The sequence below is a fragment of the Advenella mimigardefordensis DPN7 genome, assembly GCF_000521505.1.
GTDB lineage: Bacteria > Pseudomonadota > Gammaproteobacteria > Burkholderiales > Burkholderiaceae_B > Advenella > Advenella mimigardefordensis.
In genome coordinates this window covers 3,741,799-3,763,877 of record NZ_CP003915.1, presented here as the reverse complement: position 1 = coordinate 3,763,877, position 22,079 = coordinate 3,741,799, and the positions used below count along the sequence as shown (strand labels likewise).

Sequence of the window (22,079 nt, the reverse complement as noted above, 5' to 3'; positions counted from 1 at the left end):
ATTTGTCAGCCAGCCAGGAGTACCCGATGAAATTTCGTTTCCCCATCGTCATCATTGACGAAGACTTCCGCTCGGACAGTGCGTCCGGTTTCGGTATTCGTGCCCTTGCCGATGCTATCAAGGCAGAAGGCGTCGAGGTGCTTGGCGTGACCAGTTATGGCGATCTGAGTTCGTTCGCGCAGCAGCAGAGCCGTGCCAGCGCTTTCATTCTGTCTATCGATGACGAAGAGTTCGACGTGGACTCACGTGAAGACGTGGCCCATGCCATTCGCAATCTGCGAACCTTTATTGGCGAACTGCGTTTCCGCAACGAAGACATTCCTATTTATCTGTACGGCGAAACCCGTACATCCGAGCATATTCCCAATGACATTCTGCGTGAATTGCATGGCTTTATTCATATGTTCGAGGATACGCCGGAGTTCGTCGCCCGCCATATTATCCGCGAAGCAAAAAGCTATCTGGACGGCCTGTCGCCACCGTTTTTCCGCGAACTGGTCAAGTACGCGCAGGATGGTTCCTACTCCTGGCACTGCCCGGGGCATTCCGGCGGTGTTGCCTTCCTGAAAAGCCCGGTAGGGCAGATGTTTCACCAGTTTTTCGGTGAGAATATGCTGCGCGCCGATGTGTGTAACGCGGTCGAGGAACTGGGGCAACTGCTGGACCATACCGGCCCGGTGGCCGAGTCCGAGCGCAACGCAGCGCGTATTTTTCATGCCGATCACTGTTATTTTGTGACCAATGGCACGTCCACATCCAATAAGGTTGTGTGGCACGCCAACGTGGCGAATGATGATGTGGTGGTCGTTGACCGCAACTGTCATAAATCAATTCTGCATGCGATCACCATGACCGGTGCCATCCCCGTGTTTCTGCGCCCAACGCGCAATCACCTGGGTATTATCGGCCCGATCCCGCTGGAGGAGTTCGATCCCGAAAGCATCCAGAAGAAGATTGAGGCCAATCCGTTTGCCCGCGAGCTCAAGAACAAGACACCGCGCATTCTCACGCTCACGCAAAGTACCTACGATGGCGTGATCTATAACGTGGAAATGATCAAGGAAAAGCTGGGCAGTACCGTTGATACACTGCACTTTGACGAAGCGTGGCTGCCACATGCGGCCTTTCACGAGTTCTATACGAATATGCATGCGATCGGTCCGGACCGGCCACGCAGCAAGGACGCGATGGTTTTTGCCACGCACTCGACGCATAAGCTGCTAGCCGGTATTTCCCAGGCATCGCAGATCGTGGTGCAGGAATCCGAGACCCGCAAGCTGGATCGCAATATTTTCAATGAAGCGTTTCTGATGCATACCTCCACTTCGCCGCAATACGCAATTATTGCGTCCTGCGATGTGTCGGCTGCCATGATGGAGCCACCCGGTGGTACTGCGCTGGTGGAGGAAAGTATCCGCGAAGCCATGGATTTTCGCCGTGCGATGCGCAAGGTGGCGTCCGAGTATGGCCGAAATGACTGGTGGTTCAAGGTCTGGGGTCCCAATCGTCTGGTGTCCGAGGGTATCGGTATTCAGGAAGACTGGATTCTGGAGTCCGGTGACGAGTGGCACGGCTTTGGCGACCTGGCCGAAAACTTCAATATGCTGGATCCGATCAAGGCGACCATTATCACGCCGGGATTGGATATTGACGGTAATTTTGCCGAGAGCGGCATTCCTGCAGCGCTGGTGTCCAAGTATCTGGCCGAACACGGTATTGTGGTTGAAAAAACCGGCCTGTATTCGTTCTTTATTCTGTTCTCCATCGGCATTACCAAAGGCCGCTGGAATACGCTGGTAACGGCCCTGCAGCAGTTCAAAGACGATTACGATCGCAATGCGCCGTTATGGCGTATCCTGCCCGAGTTCTGCGCCGATTTCCGCCAGTACGAGCGTATGGGCCTGCGTGATCTTTGCCAGAAAATCCACGAAGCCTATAGCGAAAACGATGTGGCCCGCCTGACCACCGAGGTGTATCTGTCGGACATGGTGCCGGCGCTCAAGCCCTCGGATGCCTTCGCCAAGATGGCGCACCGCGAGGTGGAACGCGTGCCGCTGGATCAGCTTGAAGGTCGGGTGACCGGGGTGCTGCTCACGCCATACCCACCGGGCATTCCGCTGCTGATTCCGGGCGAGCGTTTCAATAAAACCATTGTGGAATACCTGAAATTTGCCCGTGGCTTTAATGAGAAATTCCCCGGCTTCGAGACCTTTATCCATGGCCTGGGCCATGTGACCGAAGACAATGGCAATGAGTTCTTCTACGTGGACTGCCTGAAGCTGGATGAGTGATCATTTTGATGTCGTGATCATCGGTGCCGGTGCTGCCGGCCTGATGTGCGCAGCAGTGGCCGGCCAGCGTGGGCAGCGGGTTGTCCTGCTGGATCACGCCAGCCGGCTGGCGGAAAAAATCCGCATCTCCGGTGGTGGTCGCTGCAATTTCACCAATAGCGGCGCCACCTGGCAGCAGTTTCTGTCCGCCAATCCGGCGTTCTGCCGTTCGGCTCTGTCTGCCTATACCCCTGAAGACTTTCTGGCACTGGTGCGCAGCCACGGTATTGCCTGGCATGAAAAGCACAAGGGGCAGCTGTTTTGCGACGACAGTAGCGAGCAAATTATCGACATGCTGGTAGCCGAATGTGAGAAGGGCGGCGTAAAGCGGCGCATGCAGGTAACCGTGAGCGCGATTGGCCAGGAGAATGGCCGGTTTACGGTGCAGACTCAGGCCGGGAAAGTGAGTGCCGACAATCTGGTGATTGCCACCGGCGGCATGGCCATTCCCCAGCTGGGCGCGACCGATTTCGGGTTGAAGACGGCGCGCCAGTTCGGCCTGAAAATTATCGAACCCCGCCCTGCACTGGTGCCGCTAACCTTCGATCCGCAAAGCTGGCGGCCGTTTGCAGAGCTTTCGGGGCTGGCCGTGCCGGTGCGCCTGGAAACGGGCGAAGGCAAGCGGCGTGGTGTGTTCGATGAAGACCTGCTGTTTACCCATCGCGGCCTGTCCGGTCCGGGAATTCTGCAGATTTCCAGCTATTGGGAGCCCGATACGCCGATTCGGATTGATTTGCTGCCGGGTCGGCGTCTGGCGCAGGAACTGGTGCAGCGCAAAAAGGGCAGCCGACAGAGCCTGGGACATGTGCTGAGCGAAATCTGGCCGCGCCGACTAGCCGAGAACTGGCTGCACGATCGGGGAATGCCGGCAGCGCAACGGCTGGCCGATACGGCCGACAAGCCCTTGATGCAACTGGCGGACAGTGCGCAACCGTGGACGCTGACACCATCGGGAACCGTAGGCTACAAGAAGGCTGAGGTGATGCGCGGCGGTGTGGATACCCGCGAGCTGGATCAGAAATCCATGCAGGCACGCAAAGTGCCGGGGCTGTATTTTATTGGTGAAGTGGTAGATGTGACCGGCTGGCTGGGGGGGTATAACTTTCAGTGGGCCTGGGCATCGGCCGTGGCCTGCGGGCGGGCTCTGTCGGCGTAGCGCGGCATTTGAAGTTGAAATCGATTTTTTGCATTAATTCATTATTTATAATTATTTTTATGCAAATCGGGTGATTTCTAATCGCTTTTATGCAATCGTAATCGATTTTATGCAAATCATGCTATCGGTAATAGAAACGGGCTCTGTCAGGATCCCAATAGGCTATGAGTTAAGCCGCCTGATTTGAGTCAAAGCAGCGACTGAGTTTGTAGATGATTGACGCCATCTGCTTTCACGGACATAATCGAATTTATACAAATTGTCTAATTTCTAATTGATTTTATGCGTCCGTCAGTGATTTTATGCATTTCGAGCCGATTCTAATCCTTATTTTCCGTCCCGTCTCGATACCTACGGAAAGACGCTATGAGTGATCTGCCAAATGATCCTATCGGAGCTGCGTGGCTTGAGCAGCGGTATGAGGTGCGTCCGGTTAGCCGCCTACCCGTACAGAGCCAAATTGGTAATCGGCGGGCCACCCAAATCGTGGACGGTGATAGGCTGGAAACGTACCAGGAGTCTATGCGCCCCTCAGACGAGCCAGTTGCGCATCTACAGTTCCACCTGCGTCATGAAGTGCCACAACTGGAGTTTTTGTCGCGCCTGTTTACCAGGACCGGCCCGGAGTTTATCCAGGCCTGGGTGGATGCAGAGCCTACGGGGCAATATGCTCGCCGGGCAGCCTTTCTGTATGAATGGTTGACCGAGGACGCATTGCAGGTGCCCGAGCGTCTGGGAGGTAATTATGTAGACGCGATCGACGACACTAAGCTTGTGGCCGCCTCCAGTGATCATGCAGTTAAAGTGCCTCGCTGGCGCATTAAGGACAACCTGCCGGGCACACGGTACTTTTGCCCGATGGTCGTTAAGACCGACGCGTTCAATAGGGCGGCCGCCCTGGATGTGCTGCAGCTATTTCAGAACCTCCAGGCTGAGTTCGGCGAGGATCTGTTGCGGCGGGCAGCGGTCTGGATGACGCTAAGGGAAAGCAAGGCGACTTTCACAATCGAAGGCGAAGCAGATCGCGGCAATCGGATTGAACGGTTCGCTGATGTCATGGCGCGCCGAACCGGACAGGGAGATTGTCCTTTAACGGACGAAACGCTGGCGCAGCTGCAGGGTGAGATACTCGGTAAGCGTACTTCGCTCAGCCATCTGGGGCTGCGTCACTCGCCTGTTTTTGTAGGGGAAACGGTTCACTATCAGGACATCGTGCATTACGTCGCACCGCCACACGAGGATGTGGGGGCGATGCTGCACGGGCTGCAAGTCTTTCTTGAACGAACACAGGGTCAATCGCCCGTCATGCGCAGTGCAGTTGCTGCTTTCGGTTTTGTGTACATTCATCCACTGGCGGATGGCAATGGCCGGGTTCACCGCTTTCTGATCAATGACATATTGAGACGTGATGGAGTGGTACCGGAGCCTGTTATTTTGCCCGTGTCAGCGGTTATCACGGATGATGCGGGAGAGCGGCGCAGTTATGACCGCGTGCTTGACGAGGTCTCCAAACCCCTGATGCACGCTGTGCGAGAATTTATCACGTTCAAATCCACACAAACGACCTATTCAGACGGGGTTGTATCCAACTTCGAGTTCGGCGGATTCGAGCAGGCCTGCCCTGTCTGGCGTTATCCGGATCTGGGGCCACACGTTATTTTTCTGTCCAATATAGTCAAGCGCACCCTGACGGAACAGATGCGCGAACAATCCCGGTACCTGCGCAGTCACGGGCGTGCTCGTCAGGCGATCAAGGAAATTGTTGAAATGCCTGATCAGCAGGCGGATCGTGTGTTGCGTTCCATTGAACAAAACCGGGGAGAACTCAGTAACGTTCTGGCCAAAGAGATACCTGTATTGCGCGAAGCCGATGTATGGAAGCAGATCACTGAGGCTGTTTCACAGGCGTTTCAGGAAGACCCACCCGTTGATCGCCATATTCTCGAACGCTACCATCCTGCCCGACCAGCGGGCGAAACTGCATAGGTGAGGCTTGCTCAGTCGCGGATCAGCGCTGCTCCGGTGATCATGACAGAACGGTAGGGTAGGGGTAGAAAACAGGAAAAAGCTGGACCGGCTGATGCTCCCCGAAAAGGGGCGGTACGACGCGGGGAGCGTCGGCGCCGGTCCGCAGATTAACGTTCAAAAAGCGCGCGGGGCAGACTAGAATCCCAGATCGATATTGGCGATTTTCCGGGCATCAATCACGATTTCGCGACCGCTGGGGGAATAGCCAGTCAGGCGGAAACCGGTTTCGGTTTTACTGCCCATGAGGGACAACTCGAAGCTGTTTTCGTCGGTGCCGAAAGACTGGTCGACTGCGGTATAGGCTTTGATTTTCAGGTTGGCGACGATTTCATCGCTGCCATTGGCCTGGATGGTGCCTGAATACAGGTAATGGGCATCGCCCCCCCGGACCTTATTGTCTTCTACGACCGTTACTCCGGCATGGGCTTTGGAATCTGCGATTACTGTTGCGTAGAAACCGTTATCCATAATAGTACTCCTTATGTAGTTGCCACTAGGGCGCTTGTTGCTGGCTGCAATAGTGAACTGTTCCAGGATGGATCTGCTCGCTAAGGTAGCTGCTACTGAAAACGTGTTTTAAATATAGAATATAGTTGTGTTTTATGCTGACGTTCACCAGCGGATGGCTAGTTTACCGCAACTTGATGACACTCGTGTGTGAGGATACGATCGCACGGGTGACAAATGGCTTGTGGTCAAGTGTATTCTATCTCTTTTCCAAAGAATTATTTAATTGAAACTATAAGATGTAACAGTTCGTATTGTTATGACAACCATACATTAACGACGTTTAACATCGCTTAACTTACGCGCTTTTTGAAAGGGTGAATCCGCCTGACGGGACCTCGGTCATTCCCCCGGGCGGCGGCGGTAAAAAATCAAATATCGGGGATGCCGCAATGGATTTTTTTGCCGTTTGCCTGTATCCTTTCGCATGCTTTTAAATTGTCGTGGGAGAGAGCAGCAGGCGGCCACCGGCCCGTCACGTTGCCACCGAAGGCGCAATTCGCCCGGAATCGCTCAGGTCCATGTACCGCACAATCACCGGCTCAGCCGGTAAGGCACTCTGGAGAGACCTTTTCATTAAGGCGCCGAAGGGGAAACGCGCTGTGCAGCGCCAACAGGCTGCTCAAAGCGCGCGACAACTCTCAGGCAAAAGGACAGAGGGCGACAAGCGCCGGTTTCGTGGTGAAACCTGTGCGTTGCGACCTTCAATCCTTTTCAACAGGTGCAAGCATGTCCACACAGACAACTCCTTCCGCGGCTTCCGCAAGCGCGCCCCCCACCCAACTGAACCGCACGCCCCTGTTCGCGGCCCATCTGGCTGCCGGCGCCAAAATGGTTGATTTCGGCGGCTGGGAAATGCCTATTTCCTATGGCTCGCAACTGGCCGAGCATCATGCCGTGCGGCAAAAGGCCGGCATGTTCGATGTCTCCCACATGCTCAATGTCGATGTGACCGGCCTGCAGGCGCGACGTTTTCTCAGCCTGCTGCTGGCCAATGATGTGGCCAAGCTGGCTATTTCCGGCAAGGCGCTCTACAGTTGCATGCTGAACCCCGAAGGCGGGGTGATTGACGATCTGATCGTCTACTTTTTTGATGACGACCGCTGGCGCGTCGTGGTGAACGCCGGTTGTGCGCAGAAGGACATTGCCTGGATGCAGCAGGTGGTCAGCGAGCACAAACTGGATGTGGTCATCACCCCTCGGCGTGATCTGGCCATGATTGCCGTACAGGGCCCGCAAGCGCGTGAGCTGGTCTGGCAAATCCACCCGGAATGGCAGTCAGCGACCGAAACGCTCAAGGTCTTCTTTGCCGCCAGTGTCGGTAACGACACCCTGGTGGCCCGCACCGGCTATACCGGAGAAGATGGATTCGAAATCGTGCTGCCTGCCACGCAGGCCGAAGCATTGTGGAACAGCCTGATCGCTGCCGGCGTGGCGCCTTGCGGTCTGGGCGCACGCGATACGCTGCGTCTTGAAGCAGGCATGAACCTCTACGGTCAGGATATGGACGAAACGATCCAGCCGGCTCAGGCCGCGCTTACCTGGACGGTCAGCCTCACCGATACCCAGCGCCACTTCATCGGCCGCGAGGCAATTGAATCCGCCCCCCGCAAGAACGTGTTTACCGGTATCAAACTGAATGAACGCGGCGTGATGCGTGCCCATATGCGGGTACGGACGACGCAGGGTGAGGGGGAGATCACCAGCGGCACCATGTCGCCTACGCTGGGTGTGTCTGTGGCCTTTGCCCGTCTGCCTGAGGGCGTGGTGGCCGGCGATACCGCCGAAGTGGAAATTCGTGGCAAATGGGTTTCTGCCACGGTGACCGCGCTGCCTTTCGTGCGTAACGGCAAGGCCGTTGTTCCCGCACAGAAATAGAAAACCGTCACATAAACCTTGATATTATATGACCGTGTGCAACGTGGTCATTTTCCTCTTCCAGGAGTTTTGAATGAAATTACCTACCGATCGTAAATACACCCCTTCGCATGAGTGGGTTCTGGCCGAAGGCGACGTGTTCGTTGTCGGCATCACTGATAATGCCCAGGAGCAACTGGGTGATCTGGTCTACGTGGGCGATGTCCAGGTGGGCGCGCAATTGAAAGCCGGCGACACTGCGGGTGTGGTGGAATCGGTCAAGGCCGCTTCTGACATCTACGCACCGGTAGACGGCGAAATCGTTGCCTTCAACGATGTGCTGGAAGGCCAGCCTGATCTGGTCAATGAAGATTCCTACACCAACTGGATCTTCAAAATCAAGCCCGCCAATGCGGCCGATGCCGACACATTGCTGGATGCGGCTGCCTACGAAGCCCAGGCCTGAACCCCGTCGCCGTTGCCTGCATTCGCACTGAATGCCCGGCAGCAGCGACATGACTGATTACCACCGGATTACCCAGATTATGTTGCACACACACGAAGCGGCGTCCCAGGAATTTGTCGGACGCCATATCGGGCCCTCCGAGGTCGAGCAGGCAGAAATGCTGTCTGTGATCGGCGCCGAGAGCCTGGACGAACTGATCAATGAAATTGTTCCTTCCCGTATCCGCAATGCGGCGCCCCTGGCGCTGGACGGGCCGCGCAGCGAAGCCGATATGCTGGCTTCATTGCGCGCCATTGCACAGAAAAACGCGATTTACCGCAACTACATTGGCCAGGGCTATTACGGCACCCTCACGCCCAATGTGATTTTGCGCAATATTCTTGAGAACCCTGCCTGGTATACGGCGTACACGCCCTATCAGCCCGAGATTTCTCAGGGGCGGCTGGAAGCGCTGCTGAATTTCCAGACCATGATCACCGATCTGACGGCACTGGATATTGCCAATGCATCCCTGCTGGACGAGGGCACGGCGGCAGCCGAAGCCATGACGCTGGCGCGCCGCTCTGCCAAATCAAAAAGTGATGTTTTCTTTGTGTCTGCACATTGCCATCCGCAAACCATCGAGGTGGTGAAAACCCGTGCGAACGGGCTGGGCATCCAGGTGCGGGTGGCCGACGAAGCAGAGGGCTTGCCTGAGTGCTTTGGTGTGCTGCTGCAGTACCCGCATAGCCTGGGTAGCGTGACCGACTATACGCAACTGACAGCCGATGCCCATGCCGCCGGTGCCGTTGTGGCTGTGGCCACCGATCTGCTGGCTTTGGCCATCCTGAAAGCGCCGGGCGAGTGGGGTGCTGATATTGCCGTGGGCTCTGCGCAGCGCTTTGGCGTGCCGTTGGGCTTCGGTGGTCCGCATGCCGGTTTCATGGCCTGCCGCGATGCTTTCAAGCGCAGCATGCCCGGGCGCCTGGTTGGCGTATCCAAGGACGCGCAGGGCAAACCAGCCTTAAGGCTGGCGTTGCAAACCCGCGAGCAGCATATCCGTCGCGAGAAGGCGACGTCCAATATTTGTACTGCCCAGGTGTTGCTGGCTGTGATGGCCAGTATGTTTGCCGTCTATCACGGTGCCAAGGGTGTGCGGCGTATTGCCCAGCGCACCTATGTGACCACAACCCTGCTGCGCACCTTGCTGCAGTCTGCCGGTTATGAAGTACGGAACAATACCTGGTTCGATACGCTGCTGGTGCAGACCAGCCATGGCCAGGCCCTGCGAGCCGGGCTGGAAGCGGCGCACATCAATGTGCGCTGGGTATCCGAGACGCAGTTTGCCCTGTCCATGGACGAAACCGTCACCCTGGCCGACCTGCAGACGCTGGCGAATGTGCTTACCGAAGCCGCCGGTGCGCCTGCGGTTGATGTTGCCTTGCTGAACGCCGGCGAAGATACCTTTGTGCCGGTTTCGCTGGCACGCCAGTCGGCCATTCTGTCGCATCCGATCTTCTCCAGCATTCATTCCGAAACCGACATGCTGCGTTACCTGCGCACGCTGGCCGATAAGGATCTGGCGCTGGATCGCAGCATGATCCCGCTGGGTTCGTGCACCATGAAGCTGAACGCCACGGCCGAGATGATTCCCATCACCTGGCCCGAATTCGCGAATATTCACCCGTTCGCACCGGCGGCGCAAACCACCGGCTATGCTGAACTGGTCAGTCGCCTGTCGGCCGCTCTGTGCGAGATCACCGGGTACGATTCGGTCAGCCTGCAGCCCAATTCGGGCGCCCAGGGCGAATATGCCGGCCTGCTGGCCATCCGCGCCTATCACCAGGCCAATGGCCAGAGCCAGCGCGATGTGTGTCTGATTCCTTCCTCTGCTCACGGCACCAATCCCGCCTCGGCCAATCTGGCCGGCATGTCGGTGACTGTTGTCGCTTCGGATAGCAATGGCAACGTGGATGTGGAAGACCTGAAGCGCAAAATCGAGCAGACCGGCGATCGCCTGGCGGCGCTGATGATCACCTATCCCTCTACACATGGTGTATTCGAGGAAGCCATTGTGCAGATCTGCGATCTGGTGCATGCGGCTGGCGGTCAGGTGTATCTGGACGGCGCCAATATGAACGCGATGGTCGGGCTGGCCAAGCCGGGCAGCTTTGGCTCGGATGTGTCCCACTTGAATCTGCACAAGACCTTCTGCATTCCGCATGGCGGCGGTGGTCCGGGTGTCGGGCCGGTTGCCGTACGCGCGCATCTGGCGCCGTACCTGCCGGGCGTGTTGAATGAACAGGGCCAGCCTGATGCTGCTGATGCGGCCGGGCGTCCCGGGCCGGTCTCGGCAGCGCCTTTCGGTTCGGCCAGCATTCTGCCTATCTCCTACGCGTATATTGCGCTGATGGGGGCCTCGGGCCTGCAGCGCGCGACCGAAGTGGCATTGCTGAACGCCAACTATATCGCGACGCGCCTGGCGCCCCATTATCCGGTGCTGTACAGCGGTCGTAACGGTCGCGTCGCGCATGAGTGTATTCTGGATCTGCGCCCTATCAAGGACGCTTGCGGCATTACGGTAGACGACGTGGCCAAACGTCTGGTCGACTATGGCTTTCATGCACCGACCATGAGTTTCCCTGTGGCCGGCACCCTGATGGTTGAACCGACGGAATCGGAAAGCCTGAAGGAACTGGACCGTTTTGTGGATGCGATGATCTCCATCCGCCGCGAAATTGCCCAGGTGGAGGCCGGTGAAGTGGATGCCCAGGACAATGTGCTCACCAACGCACCACATACAGCGCAAATGCTCACTGCCGACGAGTGGAACCATGCGTATGCGCGCAGTCAGGCGGCCTATCCCGGCCATGTCTCGCCGGTAGGCAAGTACTGGCCGCCGGTGGCGCGGGTTGATAACGCCTTCGGCGATCGCAATCTGGTCTGCTCCTGCCCGCCGCTGGAAGCCTATATGGACTAAGGGACCGATCTCCTGTTGCGCGTCTAAAATAGTGGGACGCAGCAGCCGTTTGATCATGTAAAAAACCGGGGCGACCGGCATGGCAAATACCATGCATGTCGTCCCGGTTTTTTATCGCATGATGGCTTTGAGACAGTCACTTGCTGGCGTAAATGAAGGCGCGTTGCTGCGGCATCTGATTGGATGATGCCAGGATGATTGCGAATGACGGGCTCGCACGCCCGTCATTGCGTTCAATGTGGTCGGGCGCAGCAGAGCGTCGCTCTACCGCGCATGCGCTTTATTTCCAGACCGGATTGCTCCAGGCCCGCTTGCCATCGGCGCCGATCAGTACCACGCGGTACCAGGGGCTTTTTGCCAGCGGCGCCAGATCTATGCTGGCGCGGGTCAGGCCGGTGGCAAACTGATAGGCCATCAGATAACCGGCACCCACCACCAGAACGCCACTGACGGCAGAACAGGTGACATGCAAATGCGTGTCGCTCGTTTCAATACCATGAAAGACGGGGCCTTGGGTGGAGTAAAAGTGACCGGCTTTCAGTGCGGATACGATATCGGCCTGGTCTCTGCTGTCGGCCTTGAGTTCGACCCAGGCTGCGCCAAAATCCGGCGACTTGAAATGCGCGTCGTCAACCGCCGTAGCCAGCATCGGACGGCCACGATCCAGCAACCCGTCCAGCAGATAGGCGCCATCACCCTTGTCATGCATCAGCTGGCAACCGTGGTTGTAGATTTCCACGGCATGCGCTGCATCAATGGTCAGCGCATCGGCCAGCGACAGGCTGTACCAGGCCGGGTGTACCAGGGTGATGAACGCACCGGCCTCGGCGGCACGTCGGGCGATCGCCGGGCCATCTTCGCCTTCGCGAGTAGGCTCAAAATCATAGGGCAGGCCGATGGCGGTGATATGCCACAATGCGCTGTTTTCAGTGCGCGGCACGTGCAATTCGGCGGCTGCCAGTGGTGTAAATGTGTCGGATTGGTATTGCCGCGCATCGGTCAGCGGAAATTGATACGAGGGCAGAAAGTGATCGGTCAGCGCCAGGAAGTCATAACCGGATTCCTTGTAGCGCCGTACCACCTCTTCGGTGGGCAGCTTGCCGTCGGAGTTGGTGGTATGGGCATGCAGATTGCCACGCAGAAACTTGCCTGGCCTGGAAAATAAAGTATCGAGCGTCATGAAAATTCCTTTACGTTGTACTGTTCAATGTGCTTGCGGACTGCCGCGTAGTCCGGCATGACCCAGGTTGCGCCGGCCTCACGCAGTTGATCGGCAAGGGCGGGGTAGGCATGACTTGCACCAACAAAACCAATGACCGGGATGCCAGCTGCGACGGCGGCGCGAACGCCACTGGTGCTGTCGTCGATCACCAGGCAGCGCTGCGGTTCGGCATGTTGCTGTCTGGCCGCATGCAGAAACAAATCCGGCGCAGGCTTGCCCTGAGCGACGTCCTCGGCGCTATAGATACGGCCAGCAAAATAGCGGCTTAGCCCGGTTGCTTCAAATGAAAATCGCAGTCGCTGGTGGGCACTGTTGGAGGCCACGCAATAGGGTGTGGTCAACTGCTGCAGCAGTGCAACCAGTCCTTGTACCGGCGTCAGTTCCTGGCGAAACAGCTGTTCGGTCAGTTGCATTTTTCTGGCTGCGAATGCGGGCGGCAGCTCGCGCTGATACTGTTGACGGATGCGTTGCAGTCCGTCCTCAAGCGTGAGGCCAAGAAACAGAGAGGCAACCTGCTGTTCGGTCAGATCCAGCCCGAATTCGGCCAGCGCTGCTGCACTGGCCCGGGTGGACAGCAGCTCGCTGTCTACGATCACTCCATCGCAGTCAAAAATAATTAAATCCAAAGAAGATGGGGTCATGTGATACCGGCAAAAGGGGGCGGCACCTGGCCAGCCCCGGTTGAGACAAAAAGAGAGCGCGAATGACGGCGTAGTGAGTGCCGTCGGCTGCGGAACTTACTTTGCAAGCAGCGCATTGGTCGCTTCAACCATCTGGGCAAGCCCGTCCTGGGGCGTAACCTTGCCGCGCATGACAGAGCCGATGATGTCGCGCTGGGTACGCCAGATCTGCACGCCATGATTACCAGGGTAGCCGCCCCAGGGGCTGGCATAGGCAATCTGCTTCAGGCTGGTTTCCCAGTTGGGGTTTTTCTTGTAGAAGTCGCCCAGGTATTGCGGCTGAAGGGCCAGCTTGTTGGTAGGCATATATCCGGAACCCAGCACCGCTTCGGTCTGGCCTACCGGGCCGGTGGCAAACTTGATGAACTTCCAGGCTGCTTCCTGGCGCTTCTGGTCTTTGGCCAGAATCAACATGGCATTGCCGCCCGTGGGTACTTTGCCGGTCTCTTTGTTTTCCAGCGGAAAGACCGATGAGCGCATGTCAAAGCGGGAACCGACCAGTTCGGAGAAAGCCTTGGCGCTGTTGGGCGAGGCAAAAATAAAGCCCAGCTTGCCTGATACAAACTGCTGGCGTGATTGATCGAAATCACGCAGGGCCATGGCGCCGTCGGTCACGAAGCGGCGCGCTTTCTGCAAAGCATGCAGACCGGACTGGCCATCGAAGGCCACGGTTTTGCCATCGGGATTCATGAGGGGGGCACCCTGTTCCATGATCAGTGCGCGCCAGAGCCAGTCGTCCGGCCAGGCATGCACGTCGTAGGCCATGCCATTAATGCCTTCGGAGGTCTTGGCGATGTTTGCGGCCAGCGTGATCAGGGCAGGCCAGTCTGTCGGGAAGGCATCCGGGTTGCCGCCGGCTTTTTTAACCAGATCGGCATTGTAGAAAATGACGGGGGTGGATGCGTTGAAGGCCAGGCCATACTGCGTGTCTTCTACCTGACCAAGCTTGAGCACGGACGGCTCGTAGTTGGTTTCAAGCCATTGGCCTTGTTCCTGGGCGATAAATGGCTTGAGATCCACCGCCTGTTTACGCCGTTGCAGCGCATGCACCAGCTCTGGCAGGAGGTGAAAGCCGGAAAAATAGACATCAGGCAACTGCCCTGTCATCATGCTGCGCAATACGGCCTGGTGCGCCTCATCGTAAGAAGGCGGGGATGCACGAAAGCGCACGACAATATCCGGGTTCTCTTTGGTAAACGCCTGCGCCACTTTTTCATAGAAGGGGTTATGACCGGGCCATGCGTGCATGGCATCCAGCGTAATGGTTTCGGCATTAACGGCTACCGCGTAGGCGCACAGACTGCTGATCGACAGTCCCATTAAAATTCGACGAACAGTTTTCATATCACTTGCACTCCAGAAAAAAACTTCCGGCCCGATGGCCTGAAGCCGGCGTTCTTACTTGACGCCAGTATTGGTGACGCCCTGAATAAAATGGCGTTGAATAAAAAGATAGAGAATCATCAGCGGCAGCGTGACGATGGTTGCTGAGGCCATCAGCGCGCCGAAATTAGCGCCAATTTCCGGGTCGGCAAACGATGCCAGACCCAGAGGCGGTGTCATCAGTTCGGCATTGGTGATCACAATCAACGGCCAGTACAGGTCGTTCCAGTGGCTGGTAACGGAAAAAACCGAGAAGGCGGCGATGGCCGGCTTGCTGGCGGGCACAACAATCTGCCAGAGAATGGCCATTTCAGACAGGCCATCCAGGCGCGCTGCCTGCACGATGTCTTCAGGAAAAATCCTGAACGATTGGCGGAACAGGAAGATGGCAAACACGGACAGGAAGAAGGGCACCATCAGGGCAAAATAGGTGTTGAGCATATCGGTCGCGGCCAGCCCCAGAAACAGCGGGATGGCGGGCACCTGGATAGGGATGCACAGCCCGAGCAGGACGGCGCCGAACAGGATGCGATCACCCCGGAAACGATAGCGCGCCAGTGCCCAGCCGCAGGGAATGGCCGTTGCCAGCTGAACCAGCAACACACCCAGGCAGACAATCGCACCGTTAAGCATATAGCGCAGCAAAGGCGCATCGGCCAGGGCGGTACGGAAATTGTCCCAGCCGACGAACTGTTGCGGCAGCCAGCTGAATGACCCGGAGAACACTTCCTGGGCGGGCCGAAAGGCCGTTACGATCATCCAGTAGAAAGGAAACAGCATGATCAGTGCCAGCGCCAGCAAAACGCCGTGGCGCAGGCACGAAGAGAATGTCACCTGTGATAAAAGGCGGGAGCTAAAGCCGGCTTGCGGGGTCATACGTAATGAACCTTTTTCTCGGTTAATTTGGTTTGCAGCCAGGACAGGGCCAGAATGCAGATCAGGAACAGGACCGTCATGGCTGCCGCGCTGCCGGTGCGCAAATACTGGAACCCTTCCAGATAAATCTGGTAAAGAATGACTTCACTGGCCGCTTGCGGGCCGCCCCGGGTCAGTACGGCAACGGTGTCGAAAACCTTGAATGCGGTGATGCTGGATGTCACGATCACAAACAGCATGGTGGGGCCCAGCAATGGCAGGGTGACGGTAAAGAAGCGATCCCATGGGCGATCGGCGCCGTCCACCCGGGCTGCGTCATAAAGATCTTCCGGAATGGCTACCAGGCCGGCAATAAACAGCACCATATTGAAGCCGGCCAGTTGCCAGATGCCGATAATGGCAAGTGAAATTAATACCAGACCAGGATCGCCAAAGAACTCCATCTGCGGCAGGCCCAGGCCATGCAGCAACTGGTTGATCGGTCCGATCTGGCCGTGCAGCAGATACTTCCACACGGTGGCCATGGCCACCAGCGTTGCCGTCACCGGCAGAAAAAACAGGCACTGGTAGATGCGCCGACCCCTGCCGACACTTTGCACCAGTATCGCCAGGAACAGACCGCCGATCACCGACCCGGGCACGACCAGCACGGTATAGATCACGGTGTTGCGCAACACATGCCAGAACTTGGTATCGCTCAGGACCGACAGATAGTTGTCGATGCCGACAAAGTCCGTATCCGGCATACCCAGCTCATAGTTCGTAAAGCTCAGCAGGATCACAATGAGGACCGGCAGCGCCATGGTGCTGAGCATGAGAAAGGAGGCAGGCATGGCAAACCACCAGGCCATGGCGTCGGGCCAGCGGCGTTTGCTGATGGCCGACGGCTCGGTGTGCTGCGCGGGCAGGGTGTGCTCTTGCATCATGTTCAGGACACACGCTTGTGAATGGGCAGTACCTCGCAACGGGCGTATGCGGGCGGGATTCTGCTGCCTTGTGCATCGAACCAGAAGGTCTGCGCCGGATTGATCTGCAAAATCAGCCTGTCTGACCAGTTACCTCGGGCGCGCAGCCGGTCTATGTCGGCAACCGGCGCTCTGGCCACCAGCGGCTCGTTTGAGTGCGGGTGCCGGCAGAACAGCAGGGCATCATGGCCGAGCACTTCCGTGCGCTCGAATATCGCGGAAAACCGGATGGCATTCGGTATCGGCCGGCTCGCGAGATCGGCAATGCTCACGCTCTCGGGTCGAAAACCCAGGTGGATCACGCCAGCGCCGGCCGGGACAGGCAGTTGAACCGGTTCGCCGTCCAGACTTGCGCCGTGTTGAGCGTTGGCCGTGATGGTCAGAATGTTCATTTCCGGGCTGCCGATAAAGCGGGCGACGCGGATGTCTTGCGGGTCTTCGTAAAGCGCTCTGGGCGTGCCGACCTGCACGATCTGGCCATCCATGACGACGGCAACACGGCTGGACAGGGTCATGGCTTCCACCTGATCATGCGTCACGTAAATAAATGTCGCGCCGGTACGCTGGTGCAGGGCCGCGATTTCAGAGCGCATATGCACGCGCAGGCGCGCATCCAGGTTGGACAAGGGTTCGTCCATGAGGAATACGTCGGGTTGTTTGACCATGGCCCGGGCCACAGCCACGCGCTGGCGCTGTCCCCCGGATAATTGAGAAGGCCGGGAATGAAGCAGGTTCTGCAATTGCACCTGAGCGGCGACGGCGCTCACTTCCTGGTCAATCTGCTGGCGCAGCTTGCGGCTGCCTGGCCAGAAGCGGCCCAACAGCGGCCAGCGGGCGGGTGCCGGCAAACGCTTCATTCTCAGGGGTGTGGCAATGTTTTGCGCCACCGTCATATGCGGATACAGTGCATAACTCTGGAAGACCATGGACACGGGCCGCTCGCTCGCCGGGGATGCGGTGATATCGCGATCGCCCATATAGACGCGCCCGCTTTCGTGCGTGGTCAGGCCTGCGATAATGCGCAGCAGGGTGGATTTTCCACAGCCTGACGGTCCGACCAGCGTCAGAAATTCGCCGGCGGCAATGTCCAGCGATACCTCGTGCAGCGTACGTTTCCCAGCGTAATATTTTGCGACTTGTTCAAGTCTGACTGAAGCGGCCATGATGACGATACCTGTCTGTTTCAAACAGGCGTCATTCTATTGGTTATTTATTTCAATATTATTTATAAATTACGGAGTTTTACTCCGTTCATTGCGCTGGCGTCCGGCATGTGACAGATCGGCAATGGCCATGGCAAGCAATTCCACCAGATAAATCTTGCTGATGGCAGGTGAAATATCACCACCGATGGTGAGTGGCTCAATCGGCACGGCCAGCAATACCAGATCGGCCGCCTGGGCCACCGGGCTGTTTACCCGTCCGGTAATGGCGATGGTTTTTGCACCCGCGGTACGGGCGCGTTTGAGAAACTCCACGGTATCGAGCGTGACCCCGCTTTCCGAAATGCCCAGTGCCACGCAATGCTTGTCTACATCGGTCATGACTTCGTGGGCCAGCACCGGGTCCTGGAATGCCTGTGCAGGCAGACCCAGCCGCATGAGCCGGTAGGACACCAATTGGCTGACCAGCCCCGAGATGCCGGAACCGAAGACCGAAATCCGGCGCGCCTTGACCATATGCACCGCAATAGCCAGTAATTGCTCGGCATGCAGGGCATAGGCGGTTTTCTGCATGCTTTGGGTTAACCGTTTAAGCAGGGCGCCATAGCGGTCGGCCTCGTTGTCGCTGTCCGTGGCGGTACTGCGTTCGCTGGCTGCCAGTTCGGCCATGAGCGCCAGTTTGAATTCGCTGAAGCCCTTGAATCCCAGCTGGCGGCACAGCCGCAACACGCTGGCCTGCCCGCTGTGGGTGTATTCTGCCAGTTCGGCCACCGTCTGGTGAACCACTTTCTCGGGGTTGGCCAGAACATACTGGCCGACGCGCGACGATACTTCACTCATGGTGCCAATGGCGTTGGCCAGATGGACCAGCGGGGCTTTTTGTTCGTTAGGCATGATCATAAAACGGGTAACCTGGCTGGAAATGCATGGGCTGGAGCGGGCAAAACGGGTATTGGCGCGCAAGACGAACCGCAAGACGCACTGTTCCGCTTTTTGGCCAATGGGTTGTCATCAATGCAGTCGATCATACACGGCCAATATGATGAGAATGTGCAAGTATAGCCGAAGCCGGTCGTCTGGCAGGGCCGCTCGCGCGGCGGCTATCCTCCCTGCTGCGGTGCAGGTCGCATGACGCGCTCCGTAATAAATTCAAACAGGATTCTGTGGCCCGTTGGTTCCTTGGGCGCATAATCAGCGTTAATATGGGCTGTTTTCAATTGCAATTGCCATTTTCATGATTTCTCAGTCGCGTGCACGCGTCACGGGTTTTTCTTTGCCGCAGGTCCATTGGGTGCTGGCTTTGCTGGCGCTGCTGCTGGCATGTTGCTGCGTCGCCCCGGCATGGGCGCAGGACAAGGAAGCGCCGCCTGATGCGGAACAGGTGCTCAAGCAGGCACAGGAGCAGATCGACCCCATCAAGAAACAGCTGGAGAAAATCGCCGATGCGCCGTTGAACGATGCCGCGTTGTCAGGCATGCGTGAACAGGCGCTCAAAACGCAGTCAGCCGTAGGCGATGTGGCGGCAGCACTGGCGCCCAAGCTCAAAGATGTGCAGGACCGTCTGGCTGAATTGGGCCCCACGGATGCGGCGGCGCCCGAAGCACCGGATATCAGCCAGCATCGCGCCGAATTGGGCAAGGAGCGCGGCAAGCTGGACTCACAGATCAAACTGGCGCGGCTGATCGGGGTCGAGGCCGAGCAGGCTGCCGAACAGTTGAGCAAAGAGCGGCGGGTACGCTTTCAGGCACAGTTGGGCGAGCGTACACCTTCTATCGTATCAGGCACATTCTGGGCCGATCTGACCCGCGAGTGGGAGCGCGATTCGATCCGCACGCAGCCCCTGGCCAGTGAACTGACGGCGCTGCTGCAGGCGATCAAGCCCCTCGTGTGGATTGGTATTGCGCTGATCATCGCGTTCATTATTACGATACGCCTGGCTGCCGAAGGGCTATTGCTCAAGGCCATGACCCGCTACGTCGCGCCGGGTCGCCTGCGCCGGTCCTTGTATGCGGTGGTGGTGGTGCTGATGTCTGCCGTGGCCTATGGGCTGGTGGCAGAAACCGTCAGATCCGCCCTGACCTGGAACCAAAGCCCCACGAGCACGATGGAAGACATTCTGGCGCATATGGTGCTTGTGTCCTGGTTCTGTGGCTTTGCCGCCGGGCTTGGCAAAGCCTTGCTGGCGGCACACCATGCCTCGTGGCGGCTGATTCCCATGCGCGACGATGTGGCGCTGAACCTGCGCTGGTTTCCGGTGGCGCTGGCCGCCATTATCAGCCTGGGCTGGTTTATCCAGGGCGTATTTGCAATCGTGTATGCCAGTCTCGCGTTAACGGTGGCCTTCAACAGCATTATCTCGCTGACCACCAGTATTGTCATGGGCGTGGCCATGGTGCGCTCGCGCCAGCGCTACGCAACCGAGACCGAGGCGATACAGCGCAGTAACCAGATGACGATCCCCGGCTGGCTTAATGCCATCATCAATCTGGCGGGCGTTGCGCTGCTTGTCAGCCAGATTGCGCTGCTGCTGGGGTTTGTTGCCCTGGGCTCCATGATTGTGCAGCAACTGGTCTGGATTTTCCTGGTGCTGCTATCGGCCTATCTGCTGGCGGTGCTGATCGAAGATATATGTACGGTGATGTTGATTGCCGTCAAGCGACAGAACGGTCAGGAAGAGGAGAGTGCATACCCGGCCTTGCGCAGCCAGTTACTGGTGCTGGCCTCGGGCCTTGGTCGCTTGCTGGTTGTGTTGTTGGCGTTGGCGCTTTTGCTCGCGCCTTTTGGTGGCGGGCCAACGGAGTGGCTGCACAATTTCGCCTTCCTGTATTCCGGCATCTCCCTGGGCGAGGTACAAATTCGTCCCACCGCCATTCTGATCGCGCTGGTGGTGCTGATACTGGGATTTGTACTGGTCCGAATCCTGCAGAGATGGCTGACAGACCAGTATTTACCTACAACCCGGATGGATGCCGGCATGCGGGCGTCGGCGGGCGCCCTGTTTGGCTATGCGGGCTACGTGCTGGCCGGCGCCATGGCGCTGTCGGCACTGGGCATCGGGCTGGAACGGGTGGCATGGATTGCCAGTGCACTGTCAGTGGGGATTGGTTTTGGCCTGCAGGCGATCGTGCAGAACTTTGTCTCGGGGCTGATTCTGCTGGCCGAGCGGCCGGTCAAGGTAGGCGACTGGGTGTCGCTCAATGGCGCCGAGGGCGATATCCGGCGCATCAATGTGCGCGCGACGGAAATCCAGTTGTGGGATCGCTCGACCATGATTGTTCCGAACTCTGAACTGATCACCAAAGTGGTGCGCAATGTCACCCACGCCAGCCCCATTGGACGGGTGCTGATTAAGTTGACGCTGCCCCTGGGCACCGAGCCGGCGCAGGTGCGGGAGATCATTCTGGCTGCATATGGGGCCAATGAAGACATACTGGATGAACCGCGGCCGGATATTCTGCTCGATAGCATCGAAGCGACCGGGCTGGTGTTCATTGCCACCGGCTATGTCAACTCGCCGCGCATGGTGGCGCGCGTACGCAGTGCCTTGCTGTTTGACATACTGCAGCACCTGCATGAGGCCGATATTGCCCTTGCCGCGCCGGCTACCATGATGCTCAAGGAAGTGGCAGCAGCGCCGCAGAACAAAACGCATTTTGAGGGCGGGCCGGATTAGGTCTCATACGCCGGCAGCCCGGCTGCCGCGCTCTGGACATTGCGCCTCACGTCATGCCGCCCGCGTAATGTGGCACGGGCGCCTGGCATTCATCGCCGGTGCATGATCCATGACATCACACAGGTTCTGAACCGTCGATCAGTTTGCGCAGTATGGTGATCAATTGCCTACGTTCCATTTTGCTTAGGTTTTTCATGATGCCCGCCTCGTGCTCCTTGGCCACGCGACACAAATCGGCCGCAAGGGCCGTTCCCTTGCGCGTGTTGCGCACCATCGTCTGACGCCGGTCATCCGGCTCCTGCCGTCGCTCGATCAATCCATCCTGCTCCATGCGTACCAGCGCTTTGCTTAGCGTCGGCTGTTTCATGACGGCGTGGTAGGCAAGATCGGTGACGGATTCTTCGTGATTGTTGTGCAGGCAGGCAAGCACACGCCATTCCGTAACAGAAAGCTGGGTGGTGTACAGGTACGTATAAAAATCTGTTGAAACGGTATCGCTTGCGCGCCGCAACAAATAGGCCAGATAGGTATCAATAAAACGATTGGATTCACTCACGTTTATTCTGCTCCGGAAGTAGATAGTGCATGCACAAAAATCAGGCATGTTTTGCTACGCTGCGTCATTTTAGTGCTTCGCACGACGATTATATTTCCTTCCTCAAATACTAGTAGTAGTACTGAGTGACTAGCCCTGTCTCGTCCCTTTATTATGATCGAAATATATGAATTTTCATATAAATTTATTGACGATTTAATATTTTAAACTTAAACTAAATTAAAACCAATTTGATCATCTTTGTGATTTTTTGAATCC

16 protein-coding genes and 2 riboswitches are annotated in these 22,079 nt (G+C 57.5%); of the genes, 7 read left to right on the top strand and 9 right to left on the bottom strand.

The features are described 5' to 3' along the window. Positions 1-26 precede the first annotated feature (26 nt). The 3 genes from MIM_RS17350 (at position 27) to MIM_RS17340 (ending at position 5,472) form a co-directional block, all read left to right on the top strand. Positions 27-2,291 carry an arginine/lysine/ornithine decarboxylase gene (locus tag MIM_RS17350; protein WP_025374028.1) on the top strand — a complete coding sequence of 755 codons (2,265 nt, stop codon included), beginning with the start codon at positions 27-29 and terminating at the stop codon, positions 2,289-2,291. After that, a complete protein-coding gene (locus MIM_RS17345) occupies positions 2,284-3,486 on the top strand; it encodes a BaiN/RdsA family NAD(P)/FAD-dependent oxidoreductase (protein WP_084459028.1) in 1,203 nt (400 codons plus the stop codon). Before MIM_RS17350 ends, MIM_RS17345 begins: the two co-directional genes overlap by 8 nt. A 366-nt stretch (positions 3,487-3,852) precedes the next feature. Then, positions 3,853-5,472: a Fic family protein gene (locus tag MIM_RS17340; RefSeq protein WP_025374026.1), complete on the top strand. Its 1,620-nt coding sequence runs from the start codon at positions 3,853-3,855 to the stop codon at positions 5,470-5,472. 177 nt (positions 5,473-5,649) lie between these two features. On the opposite strand, the gene MIM_RS17335 is transcribed toward MIM_RS17340, so the two are convergent. Continuing rightward, positions 5,650-5,982 carry a GrlR family regulatory protein gene (locus MIM_RS17335; protein ID WP_025374025.1) on the bottom strand — a complete coding sequence of 111 codons (333 nt, stop codon included), beginning with the start codon at positions 5,980-5,982 and terminating at the stop codon, positions 5,650-5,652. Positions 5,983-6,455: 473 nt separating this feature from the next. Continuing rightward, positions 6,456-6,560: riboswitch (glycine riboswitch) on the top strand. Between the two features lie 10 nt (positions 6,561-6,570). Further along, positions 6,571-6,688, top strand: a riboswitch (glycine riboswitch). A gap of 62 nt (positions 6,689-6,750) precedes the next feature. On the opposite strand from MIM_RS17335, the gene gcvT reads away from it, so the two are divergent. The 3 genes from gcvT (at position 6,751) to gcvP (ending at position 11,303) form a co-directional block, all read left to right on the top strand. After that, positions 6,751-7,899: a glycine cleavage system aminomethyltransferase GcvT gene (gcvT, locus tag MIM_RS17330; RefSeq protein ID WP_084459027.1), complete on the top strand. Its 1,149-nt coding sequence runs from the start codon at positions 6,751-6,753 to the stop codon at positions 7,897-7,899. Between the two features lie 73 nt (positions 7,900-7,972). Further along, the gene (gcvH, locus tag MIM_RS17325; protein WP_025374023.1) at positions 7,973-8,344 is read left to right on the top strand and encodes a glycine cleavage system protein GcvH; all 372 of its coding nucleotides are present in this window, start codon (positions 7,973-7,975) and stop codon (positions 8,342-8,344) included. 79 nt (positions 8,345-8,423) lie between these two features. Further along, entirely contained in the window at positions 8,424-11,303 is a 2,880-nt protein-coding gene (gene gcvP, locus MIM_RS17320) for an aminomethyl-transferring glycine dehydrogenase (protein WP_025374022.1), read from the top strand. Between the two features lie 280 nt (positions 11,304-11,583). On the opposite strand, the gene MIM_RS17315 is transcribed toward gcvP, so the two are convergent. The 7 genes from MIM_RS17315 to MIM_RS17285 form a co-directional block, all read right to left on the bottom strand. Beyond that, positions 11,584-12,483: a CehA/McbA family metallohydrolase gene (locus MIM_RS17315; protein ID WP_025374021.1), complete on the bottom strand. Its 900-nt coding sequence runs from the start codon at positions 12,481-12,483 to the stop codon at positions 11,584-11,586. Beyond that, positions 12,480-13,166 carry an HAD family hydrolase gene (locus MIM_RS17310; protein WP_025374020.1) on the bottom strand — a complete coding sequence of 229 codons (687 nt, stop codon included), beginning with the start codon at positions 13,164-13,166 and terminating at the stop codon, positions 12,480-12,482. The genes MIM_RS17315 and MIM_RS17310 overlap by 4 nt, the downstream gene beginning before the upstream one ends. A 96-nt stretch (positions 13,167-13,262) precedes the next feature. Then, positions 13,263-14,549, bottom strand: coding sequence for an ABC transporter substrate-binding protein (locus MIM_RS17305; protein ID WP_025374019.1), 1,287 nt, complete (start codon positions 14,547-14,549; stop codon positions 13,263-13,265). Between the two features lie 54 nt (positions 14,550-14,603). Continuing rightward, the gene (locus tag MIM_RS17300; protein ID WP_025374018.1) at positions 14,604-15,464 is read right to left on the bottom strand and encodes a carbohydrate ABC transporter permease; all 861 of its coding nucleotides are present in this window, start codon (positions 15,462-15,464) and stop codon (positions 14,604-14,606) included. Continuing rightward, complete coding sequence (locus MIM_RS17295; RefSeq protein ID WP_084459026.1) at positions 15,461-16,390, bottom strand: carbohydrate ABC transporter permease; 930 nt, start codon at positions 16,388-16,390, stop codon at positions 15,461-15,463. The genes MIM_RS17300 and MIM_RS17295 overlap by 4 nt, the downstream gene beginning before the upstream one ends. Before the next feature lie 2 nt (positions 16,391-16,392). After that, entirely contained in the window at positions 16,393-17,592 is a 1,200-nt protein-coding gene (locus MIM_RS17290) for an ABC transporter ATP-binding protein (protein WP_025374016.1), read from the bottom strand. Positions 17,593-17,661: 69 nt separating this feature from the next. Then, positions 17,662-18,567 carry a MurR/RpiR family transcriptional regulator gene (locus tag MIM_RS17285; protein WP_052342334.1) on the bottom strand — a complete coding sequence of 302 codons (906 nt, stop codon included), beginning with the start codon at positions 18,565-18,567 and terminating at the stop codon, positions 17,662-17,664. 259 nt (positions 18,568-18,826) lie between these two features. Between MIM_RS17285 and MIM_RS17280 the strand changes: the two genes are divergently transcribed. After that, positions 18,827-21,265: a DUF3772 domain-containing protein gene (locus tag MIM_RS17280; protein WP_025374014.1), complete on the top strand. Its 2,439-nt coding sequence runs from the start codon at positions 18,827-18,829 to the stop codon at positions 21,263-21,265. Between the two features lie 115 nt (positions 21,266-21,380). On the opposite strand, the gene MIM_RS17275 is transcribed toward MIM_RS17280, so the two are convergent. Next, on the bottom strand, positions 21,381-21,821 hold the full coding sequence (locus MIM_RS17275; RefSeq protein ID WP_025374013.1) for a MarR family winged helix-turn-helix transcriptional regulator: 441 nt from the start codon (positions 21,819-21,821) through the stop codon (positions 21,381-21,383). Positions 21,822-22,079: the final 258 nt, after the last annotated feature.